Genomic DNA, 25,057 nt, shown 5'->3' on the forward strand with positions numbered 1-25,057 from the left:
ATCTATCTCCTATGGTATAAAATCTTTCCACAATTCTTGATAATCTTGTGGTCTTGAAACAAACATAAATTTATCTGGATTTTCTATAAATTGTTGATATATAGATTTCTCTTTTTCAATTTGAAATTCTGTATATTGTCTAGGCTCTTTAATAATCAAATGACTTTTGTGATAATGAGAATTAGCAATAAATTCTATTTTATCTTGCTCTACTATTGGAAACCATGCAACCCCTTTATGGGCTCTGACATCTTGATAATCAAAACCATAATCCCTGACACACCACGCACCAAAAGTTAAGTTTTGATGTATATCAGCTACAATTGTACAATGTGCCCAACCCGGTGGTACAATTACAACTTCTCCTGGTTTTGCATGAACAGCAAAACATCTGCCTGGATTATCTATAGCTGTTTCTTGCATATAAATATAGGCTTCACCCGTCCAAATTTCATAAACTTCACATGTAGACATTTGACATGATGGAGACAAGGCGTGAATATGTCCTTGTGATCTCACAGGCTCTTTTCCCAGTTGTCCTTTGGCATAGGTCACAACCCCATAGAGAAGATTTCTATCTAACATCTCTTTTTTATCTTGATTTCTACCAACATCCATTGCAATCGCATAAACAATATCAGGACCTTGACAGTTAGGATCCATAAGATTTTGTCTTATGGAATCCAAACTTCTATTTTCAACTTGTGGTCCAAAAACGTCTTGACCATATCGAAATCCCAAAGGATTATATAATGGGTAAATATCAAATCCTGGATTGAACTTCATTATTCTTCACCATGACTTTCTTTTTCTGCTTTTAACAATTGTTTGTCATATACTTTTACAAATGGCAAATAAATAAATGTTCCTATAATAACATTAATAATCTGGACAATGGCTCCCATAAACGATCCTGTAATTAACCATCCTGATATAAGTGGAGGACATGTCCAAGGAATATCAGTACCAAGTGGTAAAGGACAAATTCCTGTATACATAAATAACCAAGTGACAATAACATAGACAACCATTGTTAATACCCATGGAATGAGTAATGTAAAATTTAATACAACTGGTGAGCCAAATACAATTGGTTCACTGATATTAAAACAGGCTGAACCAATAGAGATTTTACCCACTGTTTTCAATTGAGAACTTTTTGCAAAGAAAGCACATGCAATAATCAATGAACAAAACTGCATCCATATAAAACCAGTAAAAAATTGACCAGTAAAGATATGTTCAGGAGCTTGACCATTCAATACTGCACTTTGATTGGCAACCATGGTTGCTGTCCAAATTGGCGTCATCACTGCACCTGCAATATTTTGACCATGTAACCCCATAAACCATAGTACTTGGATAATAATAACAACAATAATTGAAGCAGGTAAACTTGCACCTAAAACTGTCATAGGTTTTTGAACAACTTCAAAGAAGAAAGTGTGAATATCTCCCCAAGGTGTAAATCCCATCATATATCTTATTGCAGCAATGACCATAAATGCACAAAATGATGGAATTAATGCTCTAAAAGGTTCAGATACCATTGGAGGAACACTATCAGGCATCTTAATTGTAAAATTTGATTTGATAAGTTTAATATAAACAAATGAACTTAAAAAACCAATAATCATAGCTGTAAACAATCCTTGACCACCTAGCCATGTCAATGGAACAAAAGCAAATCCTGCTTCTTCATTATATCCCATTGGTGTTACAACAAGAAAACTACTTAATGCAATAATCATTCCAAGTAAGGGTGCTTCATTTTCTCGTTTTGAATAGTAATAACCAATAGCTCCCGCTAAAAACATCCCTATCAAACTCAAAGTCGCGCTAGAAATAGCATCCAAAAAGTAATAACTTCTGCCATAACTGTATCAGGTACAACATATTCAATAAATGGAAAACTTTGAATAATCAATGATAAACTTCCTGCAATAGTTAAAGGTAGTGTTGCAATAAACGAATCTCTAATAATTGTCAATATTTTATTATTGGATAATTTGATACTCATCGGCATCAATACAGTTTCTAATTTTTCTTGAAACGTATTCATAAAATTCTTCCTCTCTTTCTTTAATTGTTATAACATTACAACATTATTATAACAATAAAAAGAATGATTGTAAAGATATTTTGTTATAAAGTTATAACATTTAAATATCTATAAAAGAAATAAACTTTTAAGTTCCAACAATAATAGTACTCACTTCATTTTCTTTTTATCCTAATAAATAACTTCATCGCCTCTTTATAAATATCTCGTTATTAAAAACATGTATTTCTTATATGCATCTCATTCCTATCATCATATTCTTTAATCCTCTAAAAGCATTAAAAAAAGATTCCTGTTTAGAAATCTTTTCAGCATCATTTTCGATCTATCTATTGTTTTTGTTTAAAGGCAAGCATTTTTTTGAAAAACAATTTGATTCTTTTCATCAATAGAATAATAGAAATTATAATTGATATATGGTGAAATGTATTTATATAAATGCTTTGAATACAACGGTGTGTTCCCTGCGTTTCCTGATAAAAAAGAGGCAACTCTCAATATTTCATTAAGAACTTTTTGCGCATAATCATAATTTCGAAAATGCTCAATACAATATTCCTCAATATTTTCCAGTGCCTCATCTATTTCTTTTGTTACTTTAACTTTATAAGCCATATTTTAAACGATGTTTCATTGCGAAATCATCAATATCCATTGTTTCTACTTCACCATTTATCAATTTTTCATGCTTTAAATCTAATTCTTTTTGAATTCAATTTCTTCTACGAATTCTTTTAATTCTTCATCGGTCAATACGTTATAGGAAATACCATCAAAAACCATTTTTCTAATTTCCATATTACCAACTCCTTTGCTATTTAAAGTATACCATAAATATGATTTTTTTAATATACTAATCTTATATTCAATCATATCTTTAATAACATAATCATTTATCTCAATAGCGTTCACTTTTTATAAAACAAGCTGTAATTTGACAGCATCTCATTTCAGGCATCAACAAAAGGATGAACAATGCCCTGATTGAAAACAGGAATAAGACCATCAAGCTACAGGAGCAAATTCAAAAACAGAGTTCTCTATATATTAAATGAGAATGAAAGATTCAAATTATAAGGAGGATAAAACCAAAATGAAACGAGTGTCTAAACTGATTTTAGAAAATCCAGACTCCAATAATTGGAGAGCATGCGTTATTCTAGATTACCGAAATCTTCATCTATTTAGAATCTATAACTAATTCATATCCAGTCGCTACATATTTAGAATATGTATATTCAATAGCTATATCATTAGAATAACCCATTCTAATACGATTGATAATCGCTTCGTTTTTGTGAATGCCAAACATTTCCTTCTCTTTAGCGTTCATAATCGAAGCCGTCAAGCGTTCTTTGACCCTTGTAATAGGATAGCCAGATTTTTGTAAAACATCATACATAGAACCATTCATATCTTTTTGATCATCAATAGGAACGATTGGACTTAAATAACTTTCATAATGAGTAACAGGTTTATTTTCTATATACGTTTGTCTTGTTAATCTCAAAACAGGCTGGTTAGCAGAAATACCAAAGAAATAAGCCACATCAATGGGTGGTATAACATATTCAAATGAAATAACACGTCTATCGTTAATATTATTTTTTCTTCAACACCATTAAAAGAAGATTGAAACAAAGTTTCCATTGTACTTTCTTTTTTAAAACAATTGTTCCTTTCCCTCTTTTTCTTGAAATCAGTTTAGAATGAATTAATTTATCCATTGCCTGTCTCACTGTTACTCGAGAAACACCAAATTCTTCCATCAAACTCATTTCACTAGGCAAGACTTCTCCTTCTTTATATACACCATTAAGTATTCTACTTTCTAATACATCATATAATTGACTCCATAAAGGTTTTTCTCCACTTTGTGATTGTAATTTCATTATCTTCCCGCCTTCCCTTATTAACTAATTTATATCATATTTTCCTATTTTTGTAAAACGAATAAAAGAAAAGACTGAAAACAGCCTAATCTTCAAATCCGTTGTTTTCAGTGACTTCTTTAAACCAATCTGCACTTTTCTTCTTTTTTGTTTCTCCAGTATTTAAATCATATTCATAAAACCCATAACAATTCTTAAATTGATGAGATGGTGACCATAAATCTACAAAAGACCACATATTATATCCTACCAGATTTGCCCCGTCTTCAATAGCTTTATGCGCCCAAATCAAATGTTGTTTCACATAATCAATACGATAATCATCTTGTATTTGTCCATTTTTATCTCTAAAACGATATTCATCTTGAATACCCATTCCATTTTCAGTAATACGCATTTCTGGATTGCCATATTTTTCCTTCATCAGCATCAATGAATCATAAATAACTTTAGGATAAATTTCCCATCCACGATCTTTGTTCATTTGTCTTCCTGGCATAATATATGATTCACTAAAACTATCAAAAGTTATGGGAGCATCAGGATTCATTAAAGATGAACGACATTGTACACGTTCTGGACTATAAATATTTAAACCCAAAACAGAAACTGTATTTTGCTTAATACACTTTAAATCTCCATCTAAAATATCAATCTTGGCTCCATATTTTCTTATCATTGTTAAATAATCATTATTGATAGTACCTAATAATAATGGTTCTTCAAAACATATTTGAACTAACAAAGATAAATCTTTGGCAGCTTTTAAATCTGCTTCATTTTGACTCCTTGGATAAATATAACCATGATTTAAGACTGTTCCAATCTTAGCTGTATAATGTCTTTCCTTAAATTTTTCAACAACTTTTGCATGCGCTAAAACCATATGATAAACAGCATTATGTGCCAAATTCCAATCCATTAAATTTGGATAACAGGCATCATTTTGATATTTCATCATAACATCCACAATTGGTTCATTATAGACATACCAAATATCCACTAAATCATCAAACAGCTGAAAACAAGTTTCACAATAAAAGACAAAAGAATCAATAATACTTCTTGATGTAAATCCACCTTGTTTTTCAAATAACAAAGGCATATCAAACCAATATAAGACTATTGATAATTCCATACCACGCTTTTTAAAAGCTGTAAACATATTACGATAAAATTCTACTGCTTCCTGATTAACATGCTTACCATCAGGAATTAATCTTGCCCATAATATAGATGTTCTAAAACTATTATGAGAAATATCCTTAGCAAGCTCAGCGAATTTTTCATAATCTTCATACCAGTTTAATGTTTGATCAGGTCCTACCTGATTATAAAAACGTTCTGGCTGCAAACGATAATATTCATCAAAAACAGTATAAGCTCTCCCTCCTTTATAAAGACATCCTTCAGTACCTAAAGCCCATACTGCAGAACCCCATTTAAAATTTTCAGGGAATGTATATTTCATAATTTCTCCTCCTAGTAACAAATTTGTTGTAATGTTATAACTTTATAACTATAATATAACATTTCTTTCCATAATGTCAATACCATTTGATAGAAACATTGCAAAAAATAAATCATCTTATGCATAATACATGAAAAAAATATTTTTTAAAAATAAAATCATAGAAAATAAAAATGATATTTTATATAATAGAAGCAAGGAGGAAAAATTATGATACATAAAACATTAAAACCATTTCCTAAAGATTTTCTTTGGGGAGCTAGTACTTCTGCTTATCAGGTAGAAGGTGCTAATTTAGAAGATGGAAAAGGTCCATCTTGTCAGGACGTGAAGGTTGTTCCTGAAGGAACTTCTGATTTAACTGTCTGTGCTGATCACTATCATCATTATAAAGAAGATATTGCCTTGATGGCAGAAATGGGATTTAAATCTTACCGTTTTTCTATTGCTTGGACAAGAATCTTACCTGAAGGTATTGGTGAAGTCAATCCAAAAGGGATTGAATTTTACAACAATTTAATTAATGAATGCTTGAAATACAACATAGAACCAATTGTGACAATGTTCCATTTTGATATGCCTGCCGCTTTAGATCAAAAAGGTTCATGGTCTAATAGAGATTCTGTAGATTGGTTTTTAAACTTTGCGAAAGTAATGTTTGAAAACTTTGGTGACCGTGTGAAATATTGGCTAACAATCAATGAACAAAACATGTTGACTTTAGTTGGACCTGTCATTGGTACATTAACAATTCCTGAAGGATGTACAAATGAATTAAAAGAAATCTATCAACAAAACCACCATATGTTAGTGGCTCAAGCCAAAGCCATGGCATTATGTCATGAAATGTTACCAGGTGCTAAAATTGGACCTGCTCCAAATATCTCACTTGTTTACCCTGCTAGCTGTAAACCAGAAGATAACTTAGCTGCTCAAAACTACAATGCAGTAAGAAACTGGTTATATTTAGATATGGCTGTTTATGGTGTTTACAACAATCTTGTTTGGGCATGGTTAGAAGAACATGATGCGACACCAGAATTTGCTGAAGGTGACGAAGAAGCGTTAAAGAATGGACATCCAGATTTCATTGGATTTAACTATTACAATACTGCAACATGTGAGTGGGAAGATGGAACTGTTGAATGTAATTCAGCTGCTGATCAACAAACAGCACGTGGTGAAACAGGTATGTTTAAAGGATATAAAAATCCATACTTACCAACAACTGAATTTGGTTGGGAAATTGATCCAATGGGATTTAGAGCAACTATCCGTGAAATGTATTCAAGATACCGTTTACCATTATTAGTCACTGAAAATGGTTTAGGTGCTTATGATACATTAACAGAAGATGGTAAAGTTCACGACCCATATCGTATTGAATATTTAAGAAAACATATCGAACAAATTCAATTAGCTATTAGTGATGGATGTGAAATGTTAGGATACAATCCTTGGTCAGCTATTGATTTAATTTCTACACATGAAGGTATGAAAAAACGTTATGGATTTATCTATGTGGATAGAGAAGAATTTGATTTAAAAACATTAAAACGTTATCGTAAAGATTCATTCTATTGGTATAAAAAAGTCATTGTATCTAATGGAGAAGATTTAAGCGATTAAAAACTTGTCATTTTGACAAGTTTTTTTATAACATGAATTTTTAAAATAACTTACCTTTTTCATAAGCACTATCCAATGCTTGAGCAATATCATCCATTAATAATTGAGTATTTTCTAATCCAACATACATTCTAATATGTTCAAAATCCAAACAAGCTTGTATAACCTCTTAGATATTTTTGACATATATCTTTAGGGGTTGAAATCATAGGATGATATATCTTTAATATACGAGAATCATTCTTTAAGAAATCTATGATTTCCTTTATACTTTCTTCCTGTTTCTCTAATCGAACTGGCAAAGTTCGTAAACCTCTTATAGCCAACCACGCATTAACTGGTGACATCGTTCCTCCCAACAAATTACATCCCAATTCTTCGATTTTTTGCATCGTATCAAAATTGGTAACTAAAATACCTCCAACAATATCACTGTGTCCTCCTATATATTTAGAACAAGAATGAATCACGACATCTATTCCAAAACACAATGGATTTTGAAATAACGGTGTCGACCATGTATTATCCATAATTGTATAAATATTTTTCTTTTTAGAAAACAGACTAATCATCTCTAAATCAAGCATTTCAAATTTTTGTGAAGATGGACTTTCAAAGTAAATTATTTTTGTATTATCTTGAACATGCTGAAAAATATCTGCTGTTTCACTCACATGAATAATTGTGCTTTCCACACCTAAACATTGTAAATGACGAATAAATTTTGATGCTGAACCATAAATAGTATTCACAACAAGAATATGTTGTGATTGTTCAATTAATCCTAAAATAGCTGCACTTATTGCTGCCATTCCTAAAGCAAAACTTTTGACACATTCACCATTTTCTAACTTTGCAATTTTCTGTTCAAAAATCTCTAGTGTTGGATTTGCTCCTCTTGTATATGTAAATGCCTTTGTTTGATTCGTATTTACATCAACATAATGTTGAAAATCTTGAAATTGAAATGATGAAGTGAGTACCACTTCTGGTGATACACTTGAATAAACTTTCTTTTAATCATTGATTGATAAACAAACTTCTGATAAATTTTCCATACTTTTCATGATATTCTATATTTCCTTTTATTTATAATTATATAATATCCCTCATTTTTAGATTCTCAATTTTTTACATCAATTGAATTTAAACAAATATATTATAATGAATTTTTCGAGATTCATCAAAACATCATTCATAAAAAATACATATTATATTTGTGAAATATCAAAAGTTCTTTTATAATGTTTTTGAGGTGTTATTAATGAAAAAACTGAAATATTTTATACCATCAATCATTATGATGAGTGTCATTTTTATGTTTTCCAATCAAACTGGAAATGAATCTTCAGGACTCAGTTCTCAAATTGTTGTATGGATTCAAACATATTTACATATGCCTATCAGTGAATTTATAGTAAGAAAATTAGCCCATATGAGTGAATATGCTCTTTTAACTTTCACATTCATTTATGGCTTTTATCACAATCAATTCTCTACTAAAAAAATCATATGCTTAGCTTTATCATGTACTTTTCTATATGCCTGCAGTGATGAATTGCATCAATTATTTATTGGTGGTAGAGTTGGTCAATTCACAGACGTTCTCATAGATACAAGCGGTGGTTGTCTAGCAAGTTTGTTTTTTTATCTTTATCAATATCTATTTTCCAAAAATATCAAAGGAGACTAAATTATGCCAATTGTTTATCATCAATCAAGTCAAACATTTCATATTTATAATCATCAAATCAGTTATATCTTTAAGGTGCTACAAAACCAGCAACTTGGACAACTTTATTATGGACAACATATCCATGATCAAAAACAATTCGATCATTTACTTGAGTTAAAACCAAGACCAATGTCACCTTGTCAGTTCGAAGGAGATTTAACTTTCTCACTAGAACATATTAAACAAGAATATCCTACTTATGGACATGGAGATATGCGCCATCCTGCCATTGATATAATACAGGAAAATGGTAGTCATATTCTTGATTTTCAATATCAAAGTCATACCATCTTCAATGGTAAAAAGCCACTTAAAGATTTACCGGCAACCTATGTTGAAAATGAGAATGAAGCAACAACTTTAACCGTAACCCTTTATGATGAAGTTATTCAATGCACCTGTCTATTAACTTATACAATTTATGAAGAATTACCTGTTATAACACGTCATGTTGAAATTCAAAATCAAGGACAAAGCGAACTTATTTTAAATCATATCATGAGTATGTCTTTAGATTTACCTGATTCAGATTTTGATATGCTGGAATTAACGGGAGCATGGTCAAGAGAAAGACATGTGAAAACACGATCACTGACTCATGGCATTCAATCCATTTATTCATTAAGAGGACATTCCAGCCATCATTTCAATCCCTTTATCGCTTTAAAAAGAAAAAATTGCGATGAGTATAATGGAGAAGTTTATGGATTGAGTTTTGTTTATAGTGGAAATTTTTTAGCACAGGTAGAAGTTGATACATATGATGTCGCACGCATTACAATGGGTATACATCCTCAAGGTTTTTCTTGGCCTTTATCACGAGGTGAAAGTTTTCAAACTCCAGAGGTTGTCATGGTTTATAGTAAGACTGGACTCAATACCATGTCACAAACTTATCATCAACTCTATCAACATCGTCTAGCCAGAGGTATTTATCGTGATCAAGTCAGACCGATTCTTATCAATAATTGGGAAGCCACTTATATGGATTTTGATGAAGAAAAAATAATCTCTATTGCTAAAACTGCAAAAGACTTAGGCATCGAACTGTTTGTGTTAGATGATGGCTGGTATGGAAACAGAAATAATGATCGCGCTGGTTTAGGTGATTGGTTTGCAAATCTGGATAAACTTCCAAATGGAATTCAAGGTCTATCACAAAAAATTAATAAATTAGGTATGAAATTTGGTTTATGGATTGAACCTGAAATGGTTAATAAAGATTCTCAATTATATCGTCAACATCCTGAATGGGTTTTACAAACACCTAAACGTTCAACAAGTCATGGTCGTCATCAGTATGTTTTAGATTTCTCTAATCCTGAAGTGGTCACATATATTTATAAAATGCTATACAAAATCTTATCTACTTCTCAAATTTCTTATATCAAATGGGATATGAATCGTAGTATGAGTGAAGTTTACTCATCTTGTCATGATCATAAACATCAAGGTCAAGTCATGCATCAATATATCTTAGGTGTCTATCGTCTTTATGAAATGTAGATAAGACAATTTCCTCAAATTCTATTTGAATCATGTGCCAGTGGTGGTGGCAGATTTGACCCTGGTATGTTGTATTATGCCCCTCAATGTTGGGCCAGTGATGATAGTGATGCGATTGAAAGATTAAAAATTCAATATGGAACATCTTTGGTTTATCCACTTTCTTCTATTGGTGCTCATGTTTCTGCGATTCCTAATCATCAAGTCTTTAGAAACACCCCATTACATACCAGAGCCAATGTTGCTTATTTTGGAACTTTTGGTTATGAATTAGATTTAAATCAACTCTCAGATTTTGAACGCCAAGAAGTCATGAAAGAAGTGAAATTTATGAAAGCATATCGTTCTGTTTTTCAATTTGGAACATTTTATCGTTTACGTAGTCCTTTTGAAACTTCGGAAACTATCTGGATGGTTGTTTCCAAACAAAAAGATATCGCTATTGTCGGTTATTATCGTCCTTTACAACAAGTCAATGCGAAGTACAATCGTGTCAAACTTCTTGGTTTAGATACCAATAAAAAATATCATGTTGCTATCCACGATATTGATTGTTATGGTGATGAACTTATGAATGTTGGTTTATTATTGACAGATAATGCTAGTGGTGAAAGCAAAGATCATGTTGGTGATTATATCTCACGTTTATATATTTTAAAAGCAAATTAAACAAAATATATCATAAAAAGTAAAAACTCTGCTTTGTGGAATTACATATACAAAAAAGACAAGAAAACTTGGCATATATCAGAAAGGAAGAGTACAATGAACAAAGAAAAAATTTTAGCAATGAGACGTAAAGAAAATAAGGATACTGATGAACGAGAAATACAGGTTTTTGCAAATGCATCAAAAATAGGCATGGCTGGCGGTGGTGTATTGGCAGCAATTATTGTGCTATTTTCAAGAATTGTTGATAAGCCATTATTAGGTTTATCTGCTTGGGCAGTATATTTTTCTATGTTTGGTAGCAGGCGTCTTTACCAATTTATTCAAAATAAAGAAAAAACAAGATTGATTCAAGCAATCGTTGGTATTACTTTTGGATTAGCTTGTTTTGTTGGAATGATTGTTTTGGGGTTACAGTAATGAAGGAGGATACACTGGTATTAAAAAACACTTTAAAAGAATGTCGAAGAAAAGTAGGGCTTTGACAAGCTCAACTTGCAAAAATGGTAGGCGTTTCAAGAAACACAATTAGTTCTATCGAAACCGGACAATTTAACCCCACTGCAAAACTTGCCCTTGTGCTTTGTATTGCTCTTGAACAAAAATTTGAAGAATTGTTTTACTTCGATAGTACGGCATATAACATCTATATTCGCTAAAATCAGGCAATCAAACAAAACCATCACTTATTATAAAATGGAAATAGTATGCAAAACTCTAAACGCGTTAGAAACAGAATCTTGTATTCTCAGAATCAATATGAAAACTTTGATTTAGACAAGGAATATACTGATTCAATAAAAATCAAGAAATCAGAACTGTTACTTACAATGATGAAAGTGATAAATTTGAAAAATAAAAAAGGAGGATAATGTAGTCAAACACTTCTCCTCATAGTATTTTATAATACCAAAATTTCTTTATAGCTTTTTATTACAATCTCTTTTCCATTAAATATCTTCTAATTCTTACTCCACGTCTTTCAACAATCTGTTCTTCTAAAACAACATAACCCATTTTTTCAAAAATGGTTGTGATGTCACTGAAGCTGCTGTATTCATAAATGCAATACCTTTCGCTTTTGCATATTTTTCCAATTGTTGAGCAATTAAAGAAGCAATTCCTTGATGTAGATAATCCGGATGTACATAAAGTCTATCTAAATATCCCGTTTCTCCAACATCCCCAAAACCAATAATCTGTGATTCCTTTTCAACAACCAAAGTATGATTTCTATTTAATGATGCCTGCCAACGATAAATATCAGGATTCTTTGGTGCCCATGCATCAAGCTGTTCAAGTGTATAATCATTCACACAAACAGTATGAATATTATCATAAAACAATTTTAAAATAGAATCTAAATCACTTTGCTTATATAATCTTGTTTTCATCCACACCACCCCTTCAAAAACTATATCTATTATATCATACTCTTTTAAAATAAGAAACATTTTCGCATAATGGAATCCTCTTTCTAAAGAAAAACTGATACATCCAAGTATCAGTCTAAATTCCAAATAATAAATCCATGTATGTTGGCATTGGCCAATATTTTTCATCTACACAATTTTCAATACAATCTACAATTTCTCTTAGCGCTGACATTGTCGTTAAAACATCATCACGCCATATTTTAGCCATTTCTAACACATCTGCCTCAACATGTCTTGCTCTTTCAATATGTTTTTCTAAAATCATCATTTGATTTTTCATCTGTGATATTAATGATGACAAGTTTTTTACATCATCAACAACATAATCATTAATAATACCTAAATCTTGCATATGCAAAGATGTCTTTGTGAGTTGATCTAAATAAGATAAAGCAGCAGGATAAATTTCATTTTTTGCCATCTTTAACGCCGTTAAAGCCTCAACACGAATCGTTTTATTATAATTTTCAAGTAAAATTTCATAACGTGCTTGAAGTTCAACTTCACTATAAACACCTAAACGTTTAAACATTTGAATAATCTTTGGATCTTTTAAACATTCCATTGCTTCAACTGTATTTTTACGATTAGGCAGTCCTCTACGCTTAGCTTCCTCTTCCCATTCTTTTGAATAGCCATCACCATTAAAAATAATGCGTTGATGTTGAGATAAAAATACTTTAATGACTTCCATTGGTTCTTGACCTTTTTCAATCAAGTCAGCCATTTCTTCCATTTCATAAGCTAAAATAGAATTCAGAATTGTATTTGGTCCAGCAATAGATTGTGAAGATCCTACAGCTCTAAACTCAAATTTATTTCCTGTAAAAGCAAAAGGAGAAGTACGATTACGATCAGTATTATCTTTAGAAAAATCAGGAACTACGGAAACCCCTGTCTGGAATCTGGCTTTATCAATATTCTCTAATTCTTCACCTTTAATAATGGCTTGAATAATTTTATCTAAATCTTCACCTAAAAAGATAGAAATAATCGCTGGTGGTGCTTCATTAGCCCCTAAACGATGATCATTTCCAGCCGTTGCTGTTGACATACGTAATAAATCAGCATACTCATCTACTGCTTTGATTGTACAAGCTAAAGCTGCTAAAAATGGTACGTTTTCACTTGGGTTTTGTCCTGGATTGAATAAATTAACACCTGTATTTGTAACAACTGACCAGTTATCATGTTTTCCTGAACCATTAACACCTGCAAATGGTTTTTCATGCAACAAACATCTTAAACCATGTTTTTTCGCAATATCTTGCATCAACAACATCAATAAATGATTATTATCAGTTGTAATATTCACATTGCGATAAACACAAGCGACTTCATGTTGAGCTGGAGCGACTTCATTATGCTTTGTTTTAGAAGGAATTCCATATTTCCATAACTCATGATCCAATTCTTTCATGAATGCAGCGACTTTACGTTTTAAACTTCCAAAATAATGATCTTCTAATTCTTGACCTTTAGGAGCCATTGCTCCAAAAAGTGTTCTTCCAGTTAATTTTAAATCCATACGTTTTTGATAAAACTCATCGGCCACAAGAAAATATTCCTGTTCACTTCCTACTGAGGCATCAACATGTGTGACACCTTCCATCCCTAGTAATGGTAACAAACGACAAGAGGCTTTTGTTAAAGCATCTACTGATTTTAATAATGGTGTTTTTTTATCTAAAGCCTCACCTGTATAAGAACAAAAGAGTGTTGGAATATACAAGCTGCCATCTTTCACAAATGCTGGTGATGTACAATCCCACGCCGTATACCCACGTGCTTCAAAAGTTGCACGTAAACCACCACTAGGAAAAGATGATGCATCTGGTTCACCCTTTCTTAATGTTTTTCCACTAAATTCTAAGATAGCTTTATTGCCATCTGGTTCTAAAAAAGCATCATGTTTTTCAGCTGTCAAACCAGTCATTGGCATAAACCAATGTGTAAAATGTGTTGCTCCATTTTCAACCGCCCAAATCTTCATTGCATTGGCAATCACGGTTGCTGTTTCTTTAGCTAAAGGCTCACCTTTATCTAAAGCCTCATGAAAAGCCTTATATGTTGATTTTGGAATTCTTTCTCTCATGACATCATCACTGAAAGTCAAACATCCATAATTTTCAAGTAACTTATTCATATCCATCTTACGACATCCCCCTTTTTTCCAACATTGTATCAATTTCTTACCCTCATGTCTACCCAAAATCTTTCAAGTTATGAGGAAAACATAGAAATTTTCAAACAATGAAATTTTAAATATTTTCTATATTCTATTGTATTTTTCTTGTTTCATATTATACTTATTGAGAGGTGAATTATTATGTTTGGACAATTTCATGCCTTGATCATTCATAGTCATAAAGATTTCAACAATCAAATCAAAGAGTATTTAGAATCTAAAGACTATGTATGTCAACAAGTGATAACTTATAAAGATTTAGAAAACTATTTTGAAAATCATACTTATGATTGCGTGATTATTGAAGATAATTTTCCACGTATTCGTATCAGAGATTTTCTCGTTCAAATCAAATTGAAAGGTCAACCCATTGTTGTTGTTTTAAGTGATGCTTTGGCTCCTGATTATTTAGAATCTTTATTAAATGCAGGAGCTGATGATTATTTAACTGAACCTTTTGCTTTAAAAGATTTAGATATAAAAATCCAGTCAGTCTATAAAAATGGAATCTTAAAACCAAGACGTATCTATCGTTTTAAAGATATTGTGATGGATACAACAGCCAGAACATGTTCATGTCATGGAAAAGCTTTAACACTAACAAAAAACGAATACAAACTTTTATCTATTTTAATCGCCCATCCTTATCAACCATTTACTGTTTCTTATTTGTTTGAACAAGTTTGGGGTTCATCTATCTATGAAGATGGGACATCTATTCCAGCATTAATCAGTAATGTTGTGATGAAATTAAGGCTAGCGAATAATGATCAAGAATATATCAAACGATTTGGTAAAGATAGTTATAAAATGGCGTTTTAAAAGAAGAACTTTTGCTTAGTTCTTCTTTTTATTTATGATTTTCTTTTGAAAAATAAGCTGTTAAAATTTTTAAACTTTCCTCTTTTAAAACACCTGCTGTGACTTGAGGATAAAATGGCGAATGGTCAAAAACCATTTGGCTACATTCACACCCATCTTCATGAAGAATATGATTTAAATCTGTTTGACTGGCTCCGTAAACTAATCTTCCTAGCTTTGACCAAACGATTGCATCAGAACACATAAAGATGGTTCACAACTTGAATAAAGTGTATATTCACTTAAATCTATTATTTTATTTTCTTCACAAAATCTTCTAATCAATCCTGCCTCAGCATGAAAAGTCGGATCACTGGCTGAAAAAATCTGATTTTCATTTGTATAGACAATTTCCTGATCTTTGACCAATACTGCTCCAAATGGCTCATTGCCATGTTCAACGGCTTGAGCTGATAGCTCAATTGCTTTTCTCATAAAAACTCATCATTCATCTTTCTTTCTCGCTAATTCCACTTCTTGTGTTGTAATGAGTGCATTTTTTTGTAAATATTGTATAGCTTTTAAAGCATAGTGATAGGCTTCTTCACTAGAACCCGCTACTGCATCAGTAACAACTTTTATATAGTAATCATGCTGATGTGCATCAACAACTGTATAATGAATGCATACATCTGTTAAACCACCTGTTAGGTATAACGTATCAACATGCAATCCTTTTAATAATATTTCTAAATTCGTTCCAAAAAACGCCACTCATGGCTATAACCAGGTTCACTAATCCATGTATGTTCAACTTTCTGATTTTCAAGTAACTGGACATATGCCAAATCATCTTCATATAGAAAATCCTGATCTCCACATGCAATATAAATATCTGGCAGTTTTTCTTGAAGCTCTAGAGCTTTTCTTGTCACTTCTTCGATGCTTATATCATTTTTAGCAAGAGCTGGTGAAAAAGCACCTACCGTATGATAATGTTGTGGATGCGTTAAGCCATGATATAAAGCACCAAAACCACCCATTGATAACCCTGCAATATAAGTATCTTCCTGACGAGAAGAAATAGGAAATGTTTGAGTAATAAATTCAGGTAATTCTTTTTCAATAAAATCATAAAATAAATCTTGTGGATGATTCATATAAAATTTGTTTTCTCCAGCAATCATAACAACTGCAATCTGTCGTTCTTCAGCAAATAATTCTACATTTGTATACCCACACCATTGCTTATGATTATTTCCATAACCATGTAATAAGTATAAAACTGGATAGGGTTGTGGATAAACATGATGAACAGGTTGGACATCTTGATGTCTTGATTGTGGAATTGTTATAGTGGGAAGAATAATATCAATATCCACTGTTCTTTGTAAGGTATATGAAATCATATTACATTGTATTTTTGCCATATAGACTCCTCCTTTATAATATAATCATAACGCTTACATTCTCTTCTTTCTATCCAATTATTATTCAAAAAAGGATAAATTTTTAGCTTGATAACACATAACAATATCTTATTGAAAATATAACAAATGGATTTTAAATAATAATAGTGATACTCACAAACATCCTATTATTTTTAATATGAATTGAAATAATCAGCAAAACATCAATAAATATATAACCATAGAAAATATTTTTTGATGCATGTATCAATGTATGAAACGGGCATAATCATATCTATAGTTCATAATAATATTTGATATAAAAAGAATCTCGCTTATCAAAACGAAATTCCTTTTAACATTCTTCTTTCTATTAGATATACTTTAATACATCATTTTCACTATGTATATCTGATATATGTAAAGCAATATTAGACAATTCTTCTTCATTACTTTTTTCAATTCTCACTATCAATTCAGGTGTGAGTTTTCCTAACGTATTTTTGAGTAGTAAAATAACTAATTCTAACTTACCTTTTTTCATACCACGTTCCATGCCACGTTCTTCTCCTTTTTGAAATCCTGAATTTTCAATGTCCTGCCAAAATGACCACATTGCCATAGTTTCTTTATCTCCTTTCACTAAATCTAAAATATCATATCTTTCTGTAAGTATTGCTATCACTCTTGCAGCTGCCTTTGATACTTCCATTCCTTTGAAATCTTCTTTCTCTTTTCTCCATATCTTCCCTACTGCTTTGACAACACTGCGATTATCCTCATTTTTGAGTAGGTGATAATCCAAGTCCTTGATGTCAATCACATTCATCTTCCAGTCATTGCTTTCCTGCTTGATGCCTTCAGGAATATTGACTCTTTCTAACAAGGATGTCTTGGCTGTCCATTTACCTTCACCATGAAACAAGACAATACTCATGACATATGGAAGCATATGATTCTTGGATTTTTTATCCTGCATGTTGTAGGTCAATGCATCATAGAGAAGTGTTCTTGACACCATTGTAAAGTCAACCTGATTGTGTGCCTCCAACGCAAGAATAGCCTGTGACTCTTTTCCTTTCCACATCATGATGACATCACGTCGTCGTTCCTTGGAAATATACTTACCTACAAAGATTTCATTGGAATCCATGACTTGTAGTTCATCAGGCTTAATGACATCCTGACCACCATATAAAATAGCATTCATCAAGTCGGCAAAACGACTGGTGTCCTTGAAGAAATCCTTAATTATGTGATCCGTTTGCATGCTCATTATCACAACCTCCTTTCTATATATTCCAGGAGGGCTCATAGACATTATACAACAATATTTGCTTATTGTAAATATATTCATCTTTAATAAGAACCCTCCTATTATTTATATATGCAATTTTTTTCCATTTTTCTTTTTTTATTTCCAACTTTTTACAAAAAAATAAAATAATAGTTCTATCTTATAATTGTTATAATGAGATAGAACATGATTATCATTAAATTGATAGAAAACAAAAAAAGCTGAATAGTCATCAGCTTAAAAAGTTTGAGATAATAGCTTTTTATTGTTCAATTCATAACGACGATAGAATAAATGTAATACTTTATTCCATAATTATGAGTGACTCCTTAGAATTCATCTTTACAATTTCATAAAAATATTCATTTTGAGTTTTATTTTCTCTTGAAACCTCCATTTTAATTTCTCCATCTTTAATATAAATAACACGATGAGAATATGAGGCAATCATAGGATCATGTGTAACCATTAAAATAGACATTCCTTGGTTGTTGAGTGATTGGAACAAACGCATAATTTCATGTGAGTTTTCACTGTCAAGGTTACCTGTTGGTTCATCAGCAATCAGAATACTTGGATTATTTACAATAGCACGACATATACCTGCACGTTGATTTTGACCACCTGAGCATTCAAAAGGATATTTTTTTAAAAGTTCTTCAATGCCTACATTTCTCGCAACCTGTTGCACTTTATCATCAATATCTTTTGTCTTTTCATTAAATAATGTCAATGGAAAAGCAATATTTTCATATATAGTTAAATAATGCAATAAATTGGCTTTTTGAAAAACAAGACCAAGTTTTTGATATCGCAATTTTGTGAGTTCTCTTGATGACAAACTATGAACATCCTGACCATCTAACTGAACATTTCCTTGACTTGGTGTATCAGTCAAAGATATACAATTCAATAATGTTGTTTTTCCTGCTCCAGAAGGTCCCATAATACACACAAATTCACCCTTTTCCATAGAAAAATCAATATTCTTTAAAGCAAAAGTAGGATGGCTGAGTACTTCATCATAAATCTTTGACAAATTCTTAATTTCAATAATTGAGTTCATAATTCTTTTACCCCCTTTGATATCGTTTCATATGACGACATACACATAATATTGTGAGAATAAGCATACTCATTAAGATAACTAAATAGCTCAACAACAAACCAATAGCAACAACAAAATGTGTTGAATCCAATAAAATAAATCTTACCAACATTAAAATAATATACACAATCGAAAAACCAAAAATAATAGAATAAAACATCACAATTTCTTTCCTTACCATTATCAAAATATCATGAAAAGAAAATCCACATTTCCACAAAAGTTCATAATCACTCTCTCTTTTTTACATTCTGTTAAAAACATTGAAAAAGCACTGCTATACAACAAAATTAATGAACAAATAAATGATAGAAAAGCCACAATAAATTCTTTAGGTTGATTCACACAACTGATTGTCCAAGACATCATAGCTGTAGAAGAAAATAATAAACCTAAGACCAAAAGAAAATTTTGTTTTAAAGTATAAATTAAGCTATGGAAAACAATATTTTGTATTTTATCCATTCTCTCTTTTTTATAAATAGATTGTCTTAAAATTTCACACACCTTTTGTCTAATCAAACCACTCGCTCCACAACACCCTATGAGAGAATAAGCGATTGCTCCCATTAATAAAGTTTCATCCTCAGCAGTTAAAAACATAATAATTCCTAAAACATATAAGAAAATATGAATAAAACTAGGAAAACGAACAATACGTTTATCTTTTGTCCAATCTGTTCTTTGATCAGATAAATTCTGAATTTCATTTCTATGAATATATCCACATCCTAAGATTGTTGTTATAACAAAAGAAAAGATATGGATTAAAAAACTATCTATCATCGATGTTATATCAATCATAAAATATGGTGCTTGAATATTTAAATAAGTATAGATAATGAAATGAATAAGTGTTTGAATAATCAGACCAATCAGCAGTCCACCTATTGATCCTAATAAAATACATATGATGTTTTGGATGCTTAAAAACACCGTCATCTTTATTAACGATCCTCCAGCTGCTTTGATCAATTTTAACTCCTGAGATTTTCTTTTTAATGCATATAAATAAGCATGAAACGCTAAAAATAATGAAAAACCAACAACAATCATAATAATAAATTCACTATATCTTGGAATAAGTTTTCCATATAGATTTGTATCCATTGCGACTTGAAGATATACATTTTGTGAAATACCACCAAAGATAAAAGCTGTTGCACTGACAATTGCTAACATCACTGTATAATAGACATTGCTTTTCCAGTCTTTTTTCAACATCCTTACGGCTAAAATAATTTGTTTCATCAAACCACTCCTTTCCTTTCTTATTTTTATTTTTTATCATTTATGCACTCATGTAAATATGCACTCATGTAAAGCCTTATGACACAAAATACAAGAAAGTGACTTCAACAACATATTCATGAAAATCAAAATAGATACGCATATATCAAAAAACAATAATAATTAAAATAAATATTTTTACTTCTTTCAATAACAACAAACAATATGATATTATTATTTTTGATGACTATACTCTATTAAAACAATTGAATATTTATCAAAAAAGAAATCTTGTTTTTTATGTTTTTAATAACCATGAAAATATTTTTGATAAACAAAGTATTTATATTAATTATTACATCAGGAATAAATTTTTATATAAAGACTTATATAAAGCAATTTTAGAAAGCCAAAGTATTTTGTATGAACATATGAATATTCTTTATTTCAATAAAGGAAATATCTATTATCAAATTAAAAAATCAAATATTATTTATATTGAATCCTATAGAAATAGTATCGTTATTCATACTCAACTTACACAATATACATTAAGATGTCCATTAAAAAATATACAACATAAACTTGGCATTAAATTCATTCAATGCCATAAATCATTTATTATTAATACAGACTATATTTCTTCAATAAAAGAAAATAATATCATATTAAATAACGGATATATTATTCCTATAGGACAAAAATACAAACATTCTTTAACTAAGCATGATAAGGAGTAGAAAAATGACACAAAAACATTCAAAGAAACAATTTCATTTTAAACACGTATCTCATTCAATAAACAAAATAGAAATCAAGCTGGATGAAGCTGATAAACAAGCTTCAATGACAAGCAAAAGGCTTTCACATCAAAGCATTTTTAATCATGTAAGAAATACAATAAACAGGAAATAAACTTAAAATAAAAAACTGAAAACCTACACATTAAGGCTTTCAGCATTATTGGTGGCACCCAAGGTGGGACTCAAACCCACGACCTATCGCTTAGGAGGCGATTGCTCTATTCAACTGAGCTACAAGGGCAAATAGAAAGATTCTATATAAAATCTTCAACATGATTTATTCTAACATGGAATGTCATATAATTCAATTATTGAATTATAATTCGATATTGGTTCCATCTTTTCAATAATGTTTCAATATAATAAATAGTCATCATCTCATACCATTCCCCTGTCTTTAAATCCACTAAACAATATAAATGATTTTCTCTTTTCAATAAACCTAAATTATAATAGTATAAAGCGGCTTGTATATCAATAGACATCATAAAACCCTCCTATTTCATTTTTATGAAACAGAAGGGTTTTTATGAATAAAGTATAGCAAAGATACAATATTTACAATTCCTTATCAACTCTTTGACCATTTTCTTTAACAATTCTCCCAGGAATGCCAATAACTGTACAATTAGGTGGAACATCCTTTAAAACAACTGATGATGCTCCAATAATACTGTTATCTCCAATTGTCACATCCCCAATAACTTTAGCACCAGCTGAAACCATTACATTATTTTTTAATGTTGGATGTCTTTTCACTTTATGTTCCCCCGTTCCAACTCCCCCTAAAGTGACACCTTGATACAAGCTACAATCATCACCAATAATAGTTGTTTCTCCAATAACCACACCCATACCATGATCAATAAAGAAACGTTTTCCTATGGTAGCACCAGGATGAATTTCAATCCCTGTTAAAAATCGTGCCACTTGACTTAAAAAACGTGCAATCAATTTCAAATGCAAATTCTTCCATAAAAAATGATAAATACGAAACATAAACATAGCATGTAATCCTGGATAATTAATCACAACATTCAAAGGATGTCGTGCCGCTGGATCCATTTCTAATATTCTTCCTATTAATGTTTTCGCCATTTTCCTCACCTCTTTTTCTTTATGGTAGTGTCAAAAGTTGCTATATGACAACACAAATGCACTACTCTTGATTTGTTTTATTTGTTCTATTTTAATAATAATTTGTATTCTTATTTTTTTACTATTTCTCTAAAATTTGTATTAAAAAAGTGAAATATCCATGTTATAGTATTCTTTACACAAAATCTAACGAAAGGATATTTCACATGAATACTATAACACATATCTTAAATAATTTAAATTCTTTTTCTAAATCTAACTTTAAGTTTTCCAAATATATTGATTTCTTTCAGTTGATAAAGTCTATCCCTCATTCTGTTGAGTATCATCTTAATTCCTCTGATTTTATTTATCACCTTGAGCAGGTGACAATCCATCTCGACTGGATGATTGATTTCTTTGATAAACACATCAATCCCTCTCTTAAAAAAGAGTTTAAGAAATTAAAGAAATCCAATAAGAATGATCATACCATTCCTTATGCCGACTTTAAAATTGACGAGCCTCCTGTCTTCAAAAAGGAAGCACCTGTTCAGCTGAGTTTTGAAGATATTCTTAGAAATGCATTAAAGGATGGTCGTCCTATCAAGCCTGTCAACAGAAGAAACAATAATTTTGACTTTAAGGGTGTCTGCCCTTTTTGTGGTGCTCCTCATGAATATATCTATGACAACAATGGTCGCGGTCAGTTCATGTGCAAGGTATGCTGCCAGACATTCTCCCTGAAGATCTCTCTTTCCGGTGAAACGGGCATCTTCTGTCCTCATTGTGGCAAAAAGCTTGATATGAAGCACGACCGCCAGGGATATCTTGTTTTTGTATGCCCAAGCATGAAATGCCCCTATTACATCAAAAACAAAAAGCTTGTCGATGAAGGAAAGGGAGAACACCTTCTGACTTCAAGCAATCAGTACAGGCTTCGCTATCACTATCGTGACTTCAAGTTCAATCTTGACAATCTTAAAAAGGCTGAAGAAAACATCACAACTCCTGTCAATCTTTCAAGAATTCATTTTGATCACAGAATCCTTGGATTGGCATTGACCTATTACGTCAACTATGGTCTTTCTTCAAGAAAGACTGCACTGATCATCAGGGAAGTCCATGGCTTTAAAATATCACACCAGACAGTCATCAACTATGCGACAACTGTATCACGTCTGGTCAAGCCTCTTGTTGACAGGTATCCATACAGGCTTGGCTCCATATTGTCCGGCGATGAAACCTATATTAAGATAAGAGGCAAGAATCATTACGTGTTCTTCTGGTCTGATCCCAAGACAAAGATCATCACTTCTTACACAATTTATCCCGTAAGAGATACAAAATGTGCCTGTACATCTATTTATGAGTGTCTAAGTCATTACAGTGAAATCCCAGATGACATGACTCTTATAACAGATGGGAATCCAATCTATAATGCAGCACAGGTTTTCTTTGAAATCAATGGAATCAAGTTTGACCTGCATCAGGTCATCGGTGTAAAGAATCTTGATGAGGAATCACAGAAATACAGACCTTTCAAGCAGATTGAGGAGCGCCTCAACAGGACATACAAGCAAAACTATCAGGGAACAAATGGCTATGACAGGCTTGAATGTGCAAATAGTTATATGGTCCTGTTTGTATGCTTCTTCAATTTCTTAAGAAGGCATTCAGCACTGAACTATAAGACGCCTGTTGATGACGGTCTGTTCAAAAAGGATATGCTTATGCCTGACAGATGGCTGCAACTTATCGAGTACAGCTCACAATATCACGCAGCATAGAAAGTTCACCATTTTTAAAAAAATGACGTGAGAAACGATACCCTCATTGCGCCCAAAAATGGGCTTTTTTTATTGGAAAGATGGCAGTCCGTAAATTTTGGAAAAAGACAAAGAAAGATTTTCAAATAAATACATCCTGCCAGAGTCATCGTACACTTTGTAAAGTTGCAAAGAGTAAAACTTTCATAGATTTTTGACTCTACCTTCTTTATATTTAATCATAAAATAGTCAATTAGACAAATCATATTATCATTTTTATATTATCATATGATATTTCATACTTTCATGTTTTCACTTTTATCCTATTTTTATATTCTATTTTAAAAAAAGAATAGCTCATTCTTAGCTATTCTTACTATTCAATATAGAATTTGAAATTATTTTGATTGCGCTTCTTTTGCCGCTTTCTTTTCTGCTTTTCTTCTTTCCTTACGATCTCTCTTTTCTAAAATACGATATACATCAGTATACTCTTGAACTGTACAATGAATTCTTTTATTAGCTTTCATAACTTCATGTACAAATTCAACTCTTTGTTTAGGAAAGAAACAATATCTTTTCTTAACATCTGTGTAAATTTCAATCGCATGTGGTCTTGTCGCTAAATCTGCCCAACGTGGAACAGGATCACAAATTGTTTCACAATGCATTAAATCGACATGACTATTTTTCCATAAAGCATAATGAACTGTTAATTCCTTTTTTGAATTGAATATTTATAAGGACGCATTCCAATAAATACAATAAAACAAAGGGCAGTGAAAATAACCATCACAATAGTTGACTGCATACTTTGTGTAAATGCTGTAAATACTGTATAAAAAACTAATGCTCCAAGAAAAATAATTGTCGCCATATTGATTCTATATTTGAACTCTTTAACTTCTTCCATAAAAATCCTCGCTTCCCTTTGTCTATTATACATGATATATAAATAAATAACAATTTAAACT

29 protein-coding genes, 1 tRNA gene and 2 pseudogenes are annotated in these 25,057 nt (G+C 31.2%); 9 read left to right on the forward strand and 23 right to left on the reverse strand.

Going from position 1 to position 25,057, the window contains the following annotated elements:
* Positions 1-9 precede the first annotated feature (9 nt).
* From NMU03_RS02920 to NMU03_RS02950, 7 genes are all read right to left on the reverse strand, one after another.
* Positions 10-786 (reverse strand): glucose-6-phosphate isomerase family protein, encoded by a 777-nt coding sequence (locus NMU03_RS02920; protein WP_290141151.1) that lies wholly within the window; start codon positions 784-786, stop codon positions 10-12.
* Positions 786-1,856, reverse strand: a complete 1,071-nt coding sequence (locus tag NMU03_RS02925; RefSeq protein WP_290141153.1) for a PTS sugar transporter subunit IIC — start codon at positions 1,854-1,856, stop codon at positions 786-788. The genes NMU03_RS02920 and NMU03_RS02925 overlap by 1 nt, the downstream gene beginning before the upstream one ends.
* Entirely contained in the window at positions 1,829-2,062 is a 234-nt protein-coding gene (locus NMU03_RS02930; RefSeq protein WP_290141154.1) for a hypothetical protein, read from the reverse strand. Before NMU03_RS02930 ends, NMU03_RS02925 begins: the two co-directional genes overlap by 28 nt.
* A 342-nt stretch (positions 2,063-2,404) precedes the next feature.
* Positions 2,405-2,677: a hypothetical protein gene (locus NMU03_RS02935; RefSeq protein WP_290141156.1), complete on the reverse strand. Its 273-nt coding sequence runs from the start codon at positions 2,675-2,677 to the stop codon at positions 2,405-2,407.
* A gap of 565 nt (positions 2,678-3,242) precedes the next feature.
* Positions 3,243-3,611 carry a UTRA domain-containing protein gene (locus tag NMU03_RS02940; protein WP_290141158.1) on the reverse strand — a complete coding sequence of 123 codons (369 nt, stop codon included), beginning with the start codon at positions 3,609-3,611 and terminating at the stop codon, positions 3,243-3,245.
* A 52-nt stretch (positions 3,612-3,663) separates the two neighbouring features.
* Positions 3,664-3,954 (reverse strand): GntR family transcriptional regulator, encoded by a 291-nt coding sequence (locus NMU03_RS02945; protein ID WP_290141160.1) that lies wholly within the window; start codon positions 3,952-3,954, stop codon positions 3,664-3,666.
* An 85-nt stretch (positions 3,955-4,039) separates the two neighbouring features.
* Positions 4,040-5,425 carry a glycoside hydrolase family 1 protein gene (locus NMU03_RS02950; RefSeq protein WP_290141161.1) on the reverse strand — a complete coding sequence of 462 codons (1,386 nt, stop codon included), beginning with the start codon at positions 5,423-5,425 and terminating at the stop codon, positions 4,040-4,042.
* A gap of 210 nt (positions 5,426-5,635) precedes the next feature.
* Between NMU03_RS02950 and NMU03_RS02955 the strand changes: the two genes are divergently transcribed.
* On the forward strand, positions 5,636-7,054 hold the full coding sequence (locus NMU03_RS02955) for a glycoside hydrolase family 1 protein (protein ID WP_290141163.1): 1,419 nt from the start codon (positions 5,636-5,638) through the stop codon (positions 7,052-7,054).
* Between the two features lie 140 nt (positions 7,055-7,194).
* Here the strand turns inward: NMU03_RS02955 and NMU03_RS02960 are convergent, their stop codons facing one another.
* Positions 7,195-8,040, reverse strand: coding sequence for a trans-sulfuration enzyme family protein (locus tag NMU03_RS02960; protein WP_290141165.1), 846 nt, complete (start codon positions 8,038-8,040; stop codon positions 7,195-7,197).
* A gap of 278 nt (positions 8,041-8,318) precedes the next feature.
* Between NMU03_RS02960 and NMU03_RS02965 the strand changes: the two genes are divergently transcribed.
* The 5 genes and pseudogenes from NMU03_RS02965 to NMU03_RS02985 all read left to right on the forward strand — a co-directional run.
* Complete coding sequence (locus NMU03_RS02965) at positions 8,319-8,747, forward strand: VanZ family protein (RefSeq protein WP_290141167.1); 429 nt, start codon at positions 8,319-8,321, stop codon at positions 8,745-8,747.
* A gap of 3 nt (positions 8,748-8,750) precedes the next feature.
* Positions 8,751-10,646 (forward strand): annotated as a pseudogene (locus tag NMU03_RS02970) (alpha-galactosidase); the annotation flags it as partial.
* Between the two features lie 60 nt (positions 10,647-10,706).
* Positions 10,707-10,964, forward strand: a complete 258-nt coding sequence (locus tag NMU03_RS02975; protein WP_290142267.1) for a GH36 C-terminal domain-containing protein — start codon at positions 10,707-10,709, stop codon at positions 10,962-10,964.
* A gap of 96 nt (positions 10,965-11,060) precedes the next feature.
* Positions 11,061-11,384: a DUF6442 family protein gene (locus tag NMU03_RS02980; protein ID WP_290141169.1), complete on the forward strand. Its 324-nt coding sequence runs from the start codon at positions 11,061-11,063 to the stop codon at positions 11,382-11,384.
* Positions 11,385-11,461: 77 nt separating this feature from the next.
* Positions 11,462-11,623 (forward strand): annotated as a pseudogene (locus tag NMU03_RS02985) (helix-turn-helix transcriptional regulator); the annotation flags it as partial.
* A gap of 339 nt (positions 11,624-11,962) precedes the next feature.
* Here the strand turns inward: NMU03_RS02985 and NMU03_RS02990 are convergent.
* On the reverse strand, positions 11,963-12,358 hold the full coding sequence (locus tag NMU03_RS02990; protein ID WP_290141170.1) for a GNAT family N-acetyltransferase: 396 nt from the start codon (positions 12,356-12,358) through the stop codon (positions 11,963-11,965).
* Positions 12,359-12,473: 115 nt separating this feature from the next.
* Entirely contained in the window at positions 12,474-14,552 is a 2,079-nt protein-coding gene (locus NMU03_RS02995; RefSeq protein ID WP_290141172.1) for a glutamine synthetase III family protein, read from the reverse strand.
* Between the two features lie 177 nt (positions 14,553-14,729).
* On the opposite strand from NMU03_RS02995, the gene NMU03_RS03000 reads away from it, so the two are divergent.
* Positions 14,730-15,410 carry a response regulator transcription factor gene (locus NMU03_RS03000; protein WP_290141173.1) on the forward strand — a complete coding sequence of 227 codons (681 nt, stop codon included), beginning with the start codon at positions 14,730-14,732 and terminating at the stop codon, positions 15,408-15,410.
* Positions 15,411-15,438: 28 nt separating this feature from the next.
* Here the strand turns inward: NMU03_RS03000 and NMU03_RS03005 are convergent, their stop codons facing one another.
* The 8 genes from NMU03_RS03005 to NMU03_RS03040 all read right to left on the reverse strand — a co-directional run bounded on the left by NMU03_RS03005 (position 15,439) and on the right by NMU03_RS03040 (position 20,454).
* A complete protein-coding gene (locus NMU03_RS03005) occupies positions 15,439-15,654 on the reverse strand; it encodes a tRNA-specific adenosine deaminase (protein WP_290141174.1) in 216 nt (71 codons plus the stop codon).
* Entirely contained in the window at positions 15,621-15,884 is a 264-nt protein-coding gene (locus NMU03_RS03010) for a nucleoside deaminase (RefSeq protein ID WP_290141176.1), read from the reverse strand. The genes NMU03_RS03005 and NMU03_RS03010 overlap by 34 nt, the downstream gene beginning before the upstream one ends.
* Positions 15,885-15,893: 9 nt before the next feature.
* A complete protein-coding gene (locus NMU03_RS03015; RefSeq protein ID WP_290141178.1) occupies positions 15,894-16,163 on the reverse strand; it encodes a cysteine hydrolase family protein in 270 nt (89 codons plus the stop codon).
* Positions 16,139-16,819, reverse strand: a complete 681-nt coding sequence (locus NMU03_RS03020; RefSeq protein ID WP_290141180.1) for an alpha/beta hydrolase — start codon at positions 16,817-16,819, stop codon at positions 16,139-16,141. Before NMU03_RS03020 ends, NMU03_RS03015 begins: the two co-directional genes overlap by 25 nt.
* Before the next feature lie 352 nt (positions 16,820-17,171).
* Positions 17,172-18,074 carry an Rpn family recombination-promoting nuclease/putative transposase gene (locus tag NMU03_RS03025; protein WP_290141182.1) on the reverse strand — a complete coding sequence of 301 codons (903 nt, stop codon included), beginning with the start codon at positions 18,072-18,074 and terminating at the stop codon, positions 17,172-17,174.
* A gap of 325 nt (positions 18,075-18,399) precedes the next feature.
* Positions 18,400-19,161: an ABC transporter ATP-binding protein gene (locus tag NMU03_RS03030; protein ID WP_290141184.1), complete on the reverse strand. Its 762-nt coding sequence runs from the start codon at positions 19,159-19,161 to the stop codon at positions 18,400-18,402.
* Positions 19,162-19,168: 7 nt separating this feature from the next.
* Positions 19,169-19,384, reverse strand: coding sequence for a hypothetical protein (locus tag NMU03_RS03035; protein ID WP_290141185.1), 216 nt, complete (start codon positions 19,382-19,384; stop codon positions 19,169-19,171).
* Positions 19,385-19,386: 2 nt separating this feature from the next.
* Entirely contained in the window at positions 19,387-20,454 is a 1,068-nt protein-coding gene (locus tag NMU03_RS03040; protein WP_290141187.1) for a hypothetical protein, read from the reverse strand.
* Positions 20,455-20,864: 410 nt separating this feature from the next.
* Here NMU03_RS03040 and NMU03_RS17525 point away from each other — a divergent pair, with 410 nt between their 5' ends.
* Positions 20,865-21,173 (forward strand): LytR/AlgR family response regulator transcription factor, encoded by a 309-nt coding sequence (locus NMU03_RS17525; RefSeq protein ID WP_353956673.1) that lies wholly within the window; start codon positions 20,865-20,867, stop codon positions 21,171-21,173.
* A gap of 227 nt (positions 21,174-21,400) precedes the next feature.
* Here the strand turns inward: NMU03_RS17525 and NMU03_RS03045 are convergent.
* The 3 genes from NMU03_RS03045 to epsC form a co-directional block, all read right to left on the reverse strand.
* Positions 21,401-21,477, reverse strand: a tRNA-Arg gene (locus tag NMU03_RS03045).
* Positions 21,478-21,544: 67 nt separating this feature from the next.
* Positions 21,545-21,721, reverse strand: coding sequence for a hypothetical protein (locus tag NMU03_RS03050; protein WP_290141188.1), 177 nt, complete (start codon positions 21,719-21,721; stop codon positions 21,545-21,547).
* Between the two features lie 73 nt (positions 21,722-21,794).
* Complete coding sequence (gene epsC, locus NMU03_RS03055; protein WP_290141189.1) at positions 21,795-22,334, reverse strand: serine O-acetyltransferase EpsC; 540 nt, start codon at positions 22,332-22,334, stop codon at positions 21,795-21,797.
* Between the two features lie 206 nt (positions 22,335-22,540).
* Here epsC and NMU03_RS03060 point away from each other — a divergent pair, with 206 nt between their 5' ends.
* Positions 22,541-24,103, forward strand: a complete 1,563-nt coding sequence (locus NMU03_RS03060; protein ID WP_290141190.1) for a DDE-type integrase/transposase/recombinase — start codon at positions 22,541-22,543, stop codon at positions 24,101-24,103.
* Between the two features lie 378 nt (positions 24,104-24,481).
* Here the strand turns inward: NMU03_RS03060 and NMU03_RS03065 are convergent, their stop codons facing one another.
* Together NMU03_RS03065 and NMU03_RS03070 are read right to left on the reverse strand one after the other, a co-directional pair.
* Complete coding sequence (locus tag NMU03_RS03065; protein ID WP_290141191.1) at positions 24,482-24,754, reverse strand: hypothetical protein; 273 nt, start codon at positions 24,752-24,754, stop codon at positions 24,482-24,484.
* A 41-nt stretch (positions 24,755-24,795) separates the two neighbouring features.
* Positions 24,796-24,996: a hypothetical protein gene (locus NMU03_RS03070; protein ID WP_290141192.1), complete on the reverse strand. Its 201-nt coding sequence runs from the start codon at positions 24,994-24,996 to the stop codon at positions 24,796-24,798.
* Positions 24,997-25,057 lie beyond the last annotated feature (61 nt).

The sequence above is a fragment of the Allocoprobacillus halotolerans genome, from assembly GCF_024399475.1.
Taxonomy (GTDB): Bacteria; Bacillota_I; Bacilli_A; order Erysipelotrichales; family Coprobacillaceae; genus Allocoprobacillus; species Allocoprobacillus halotolerans.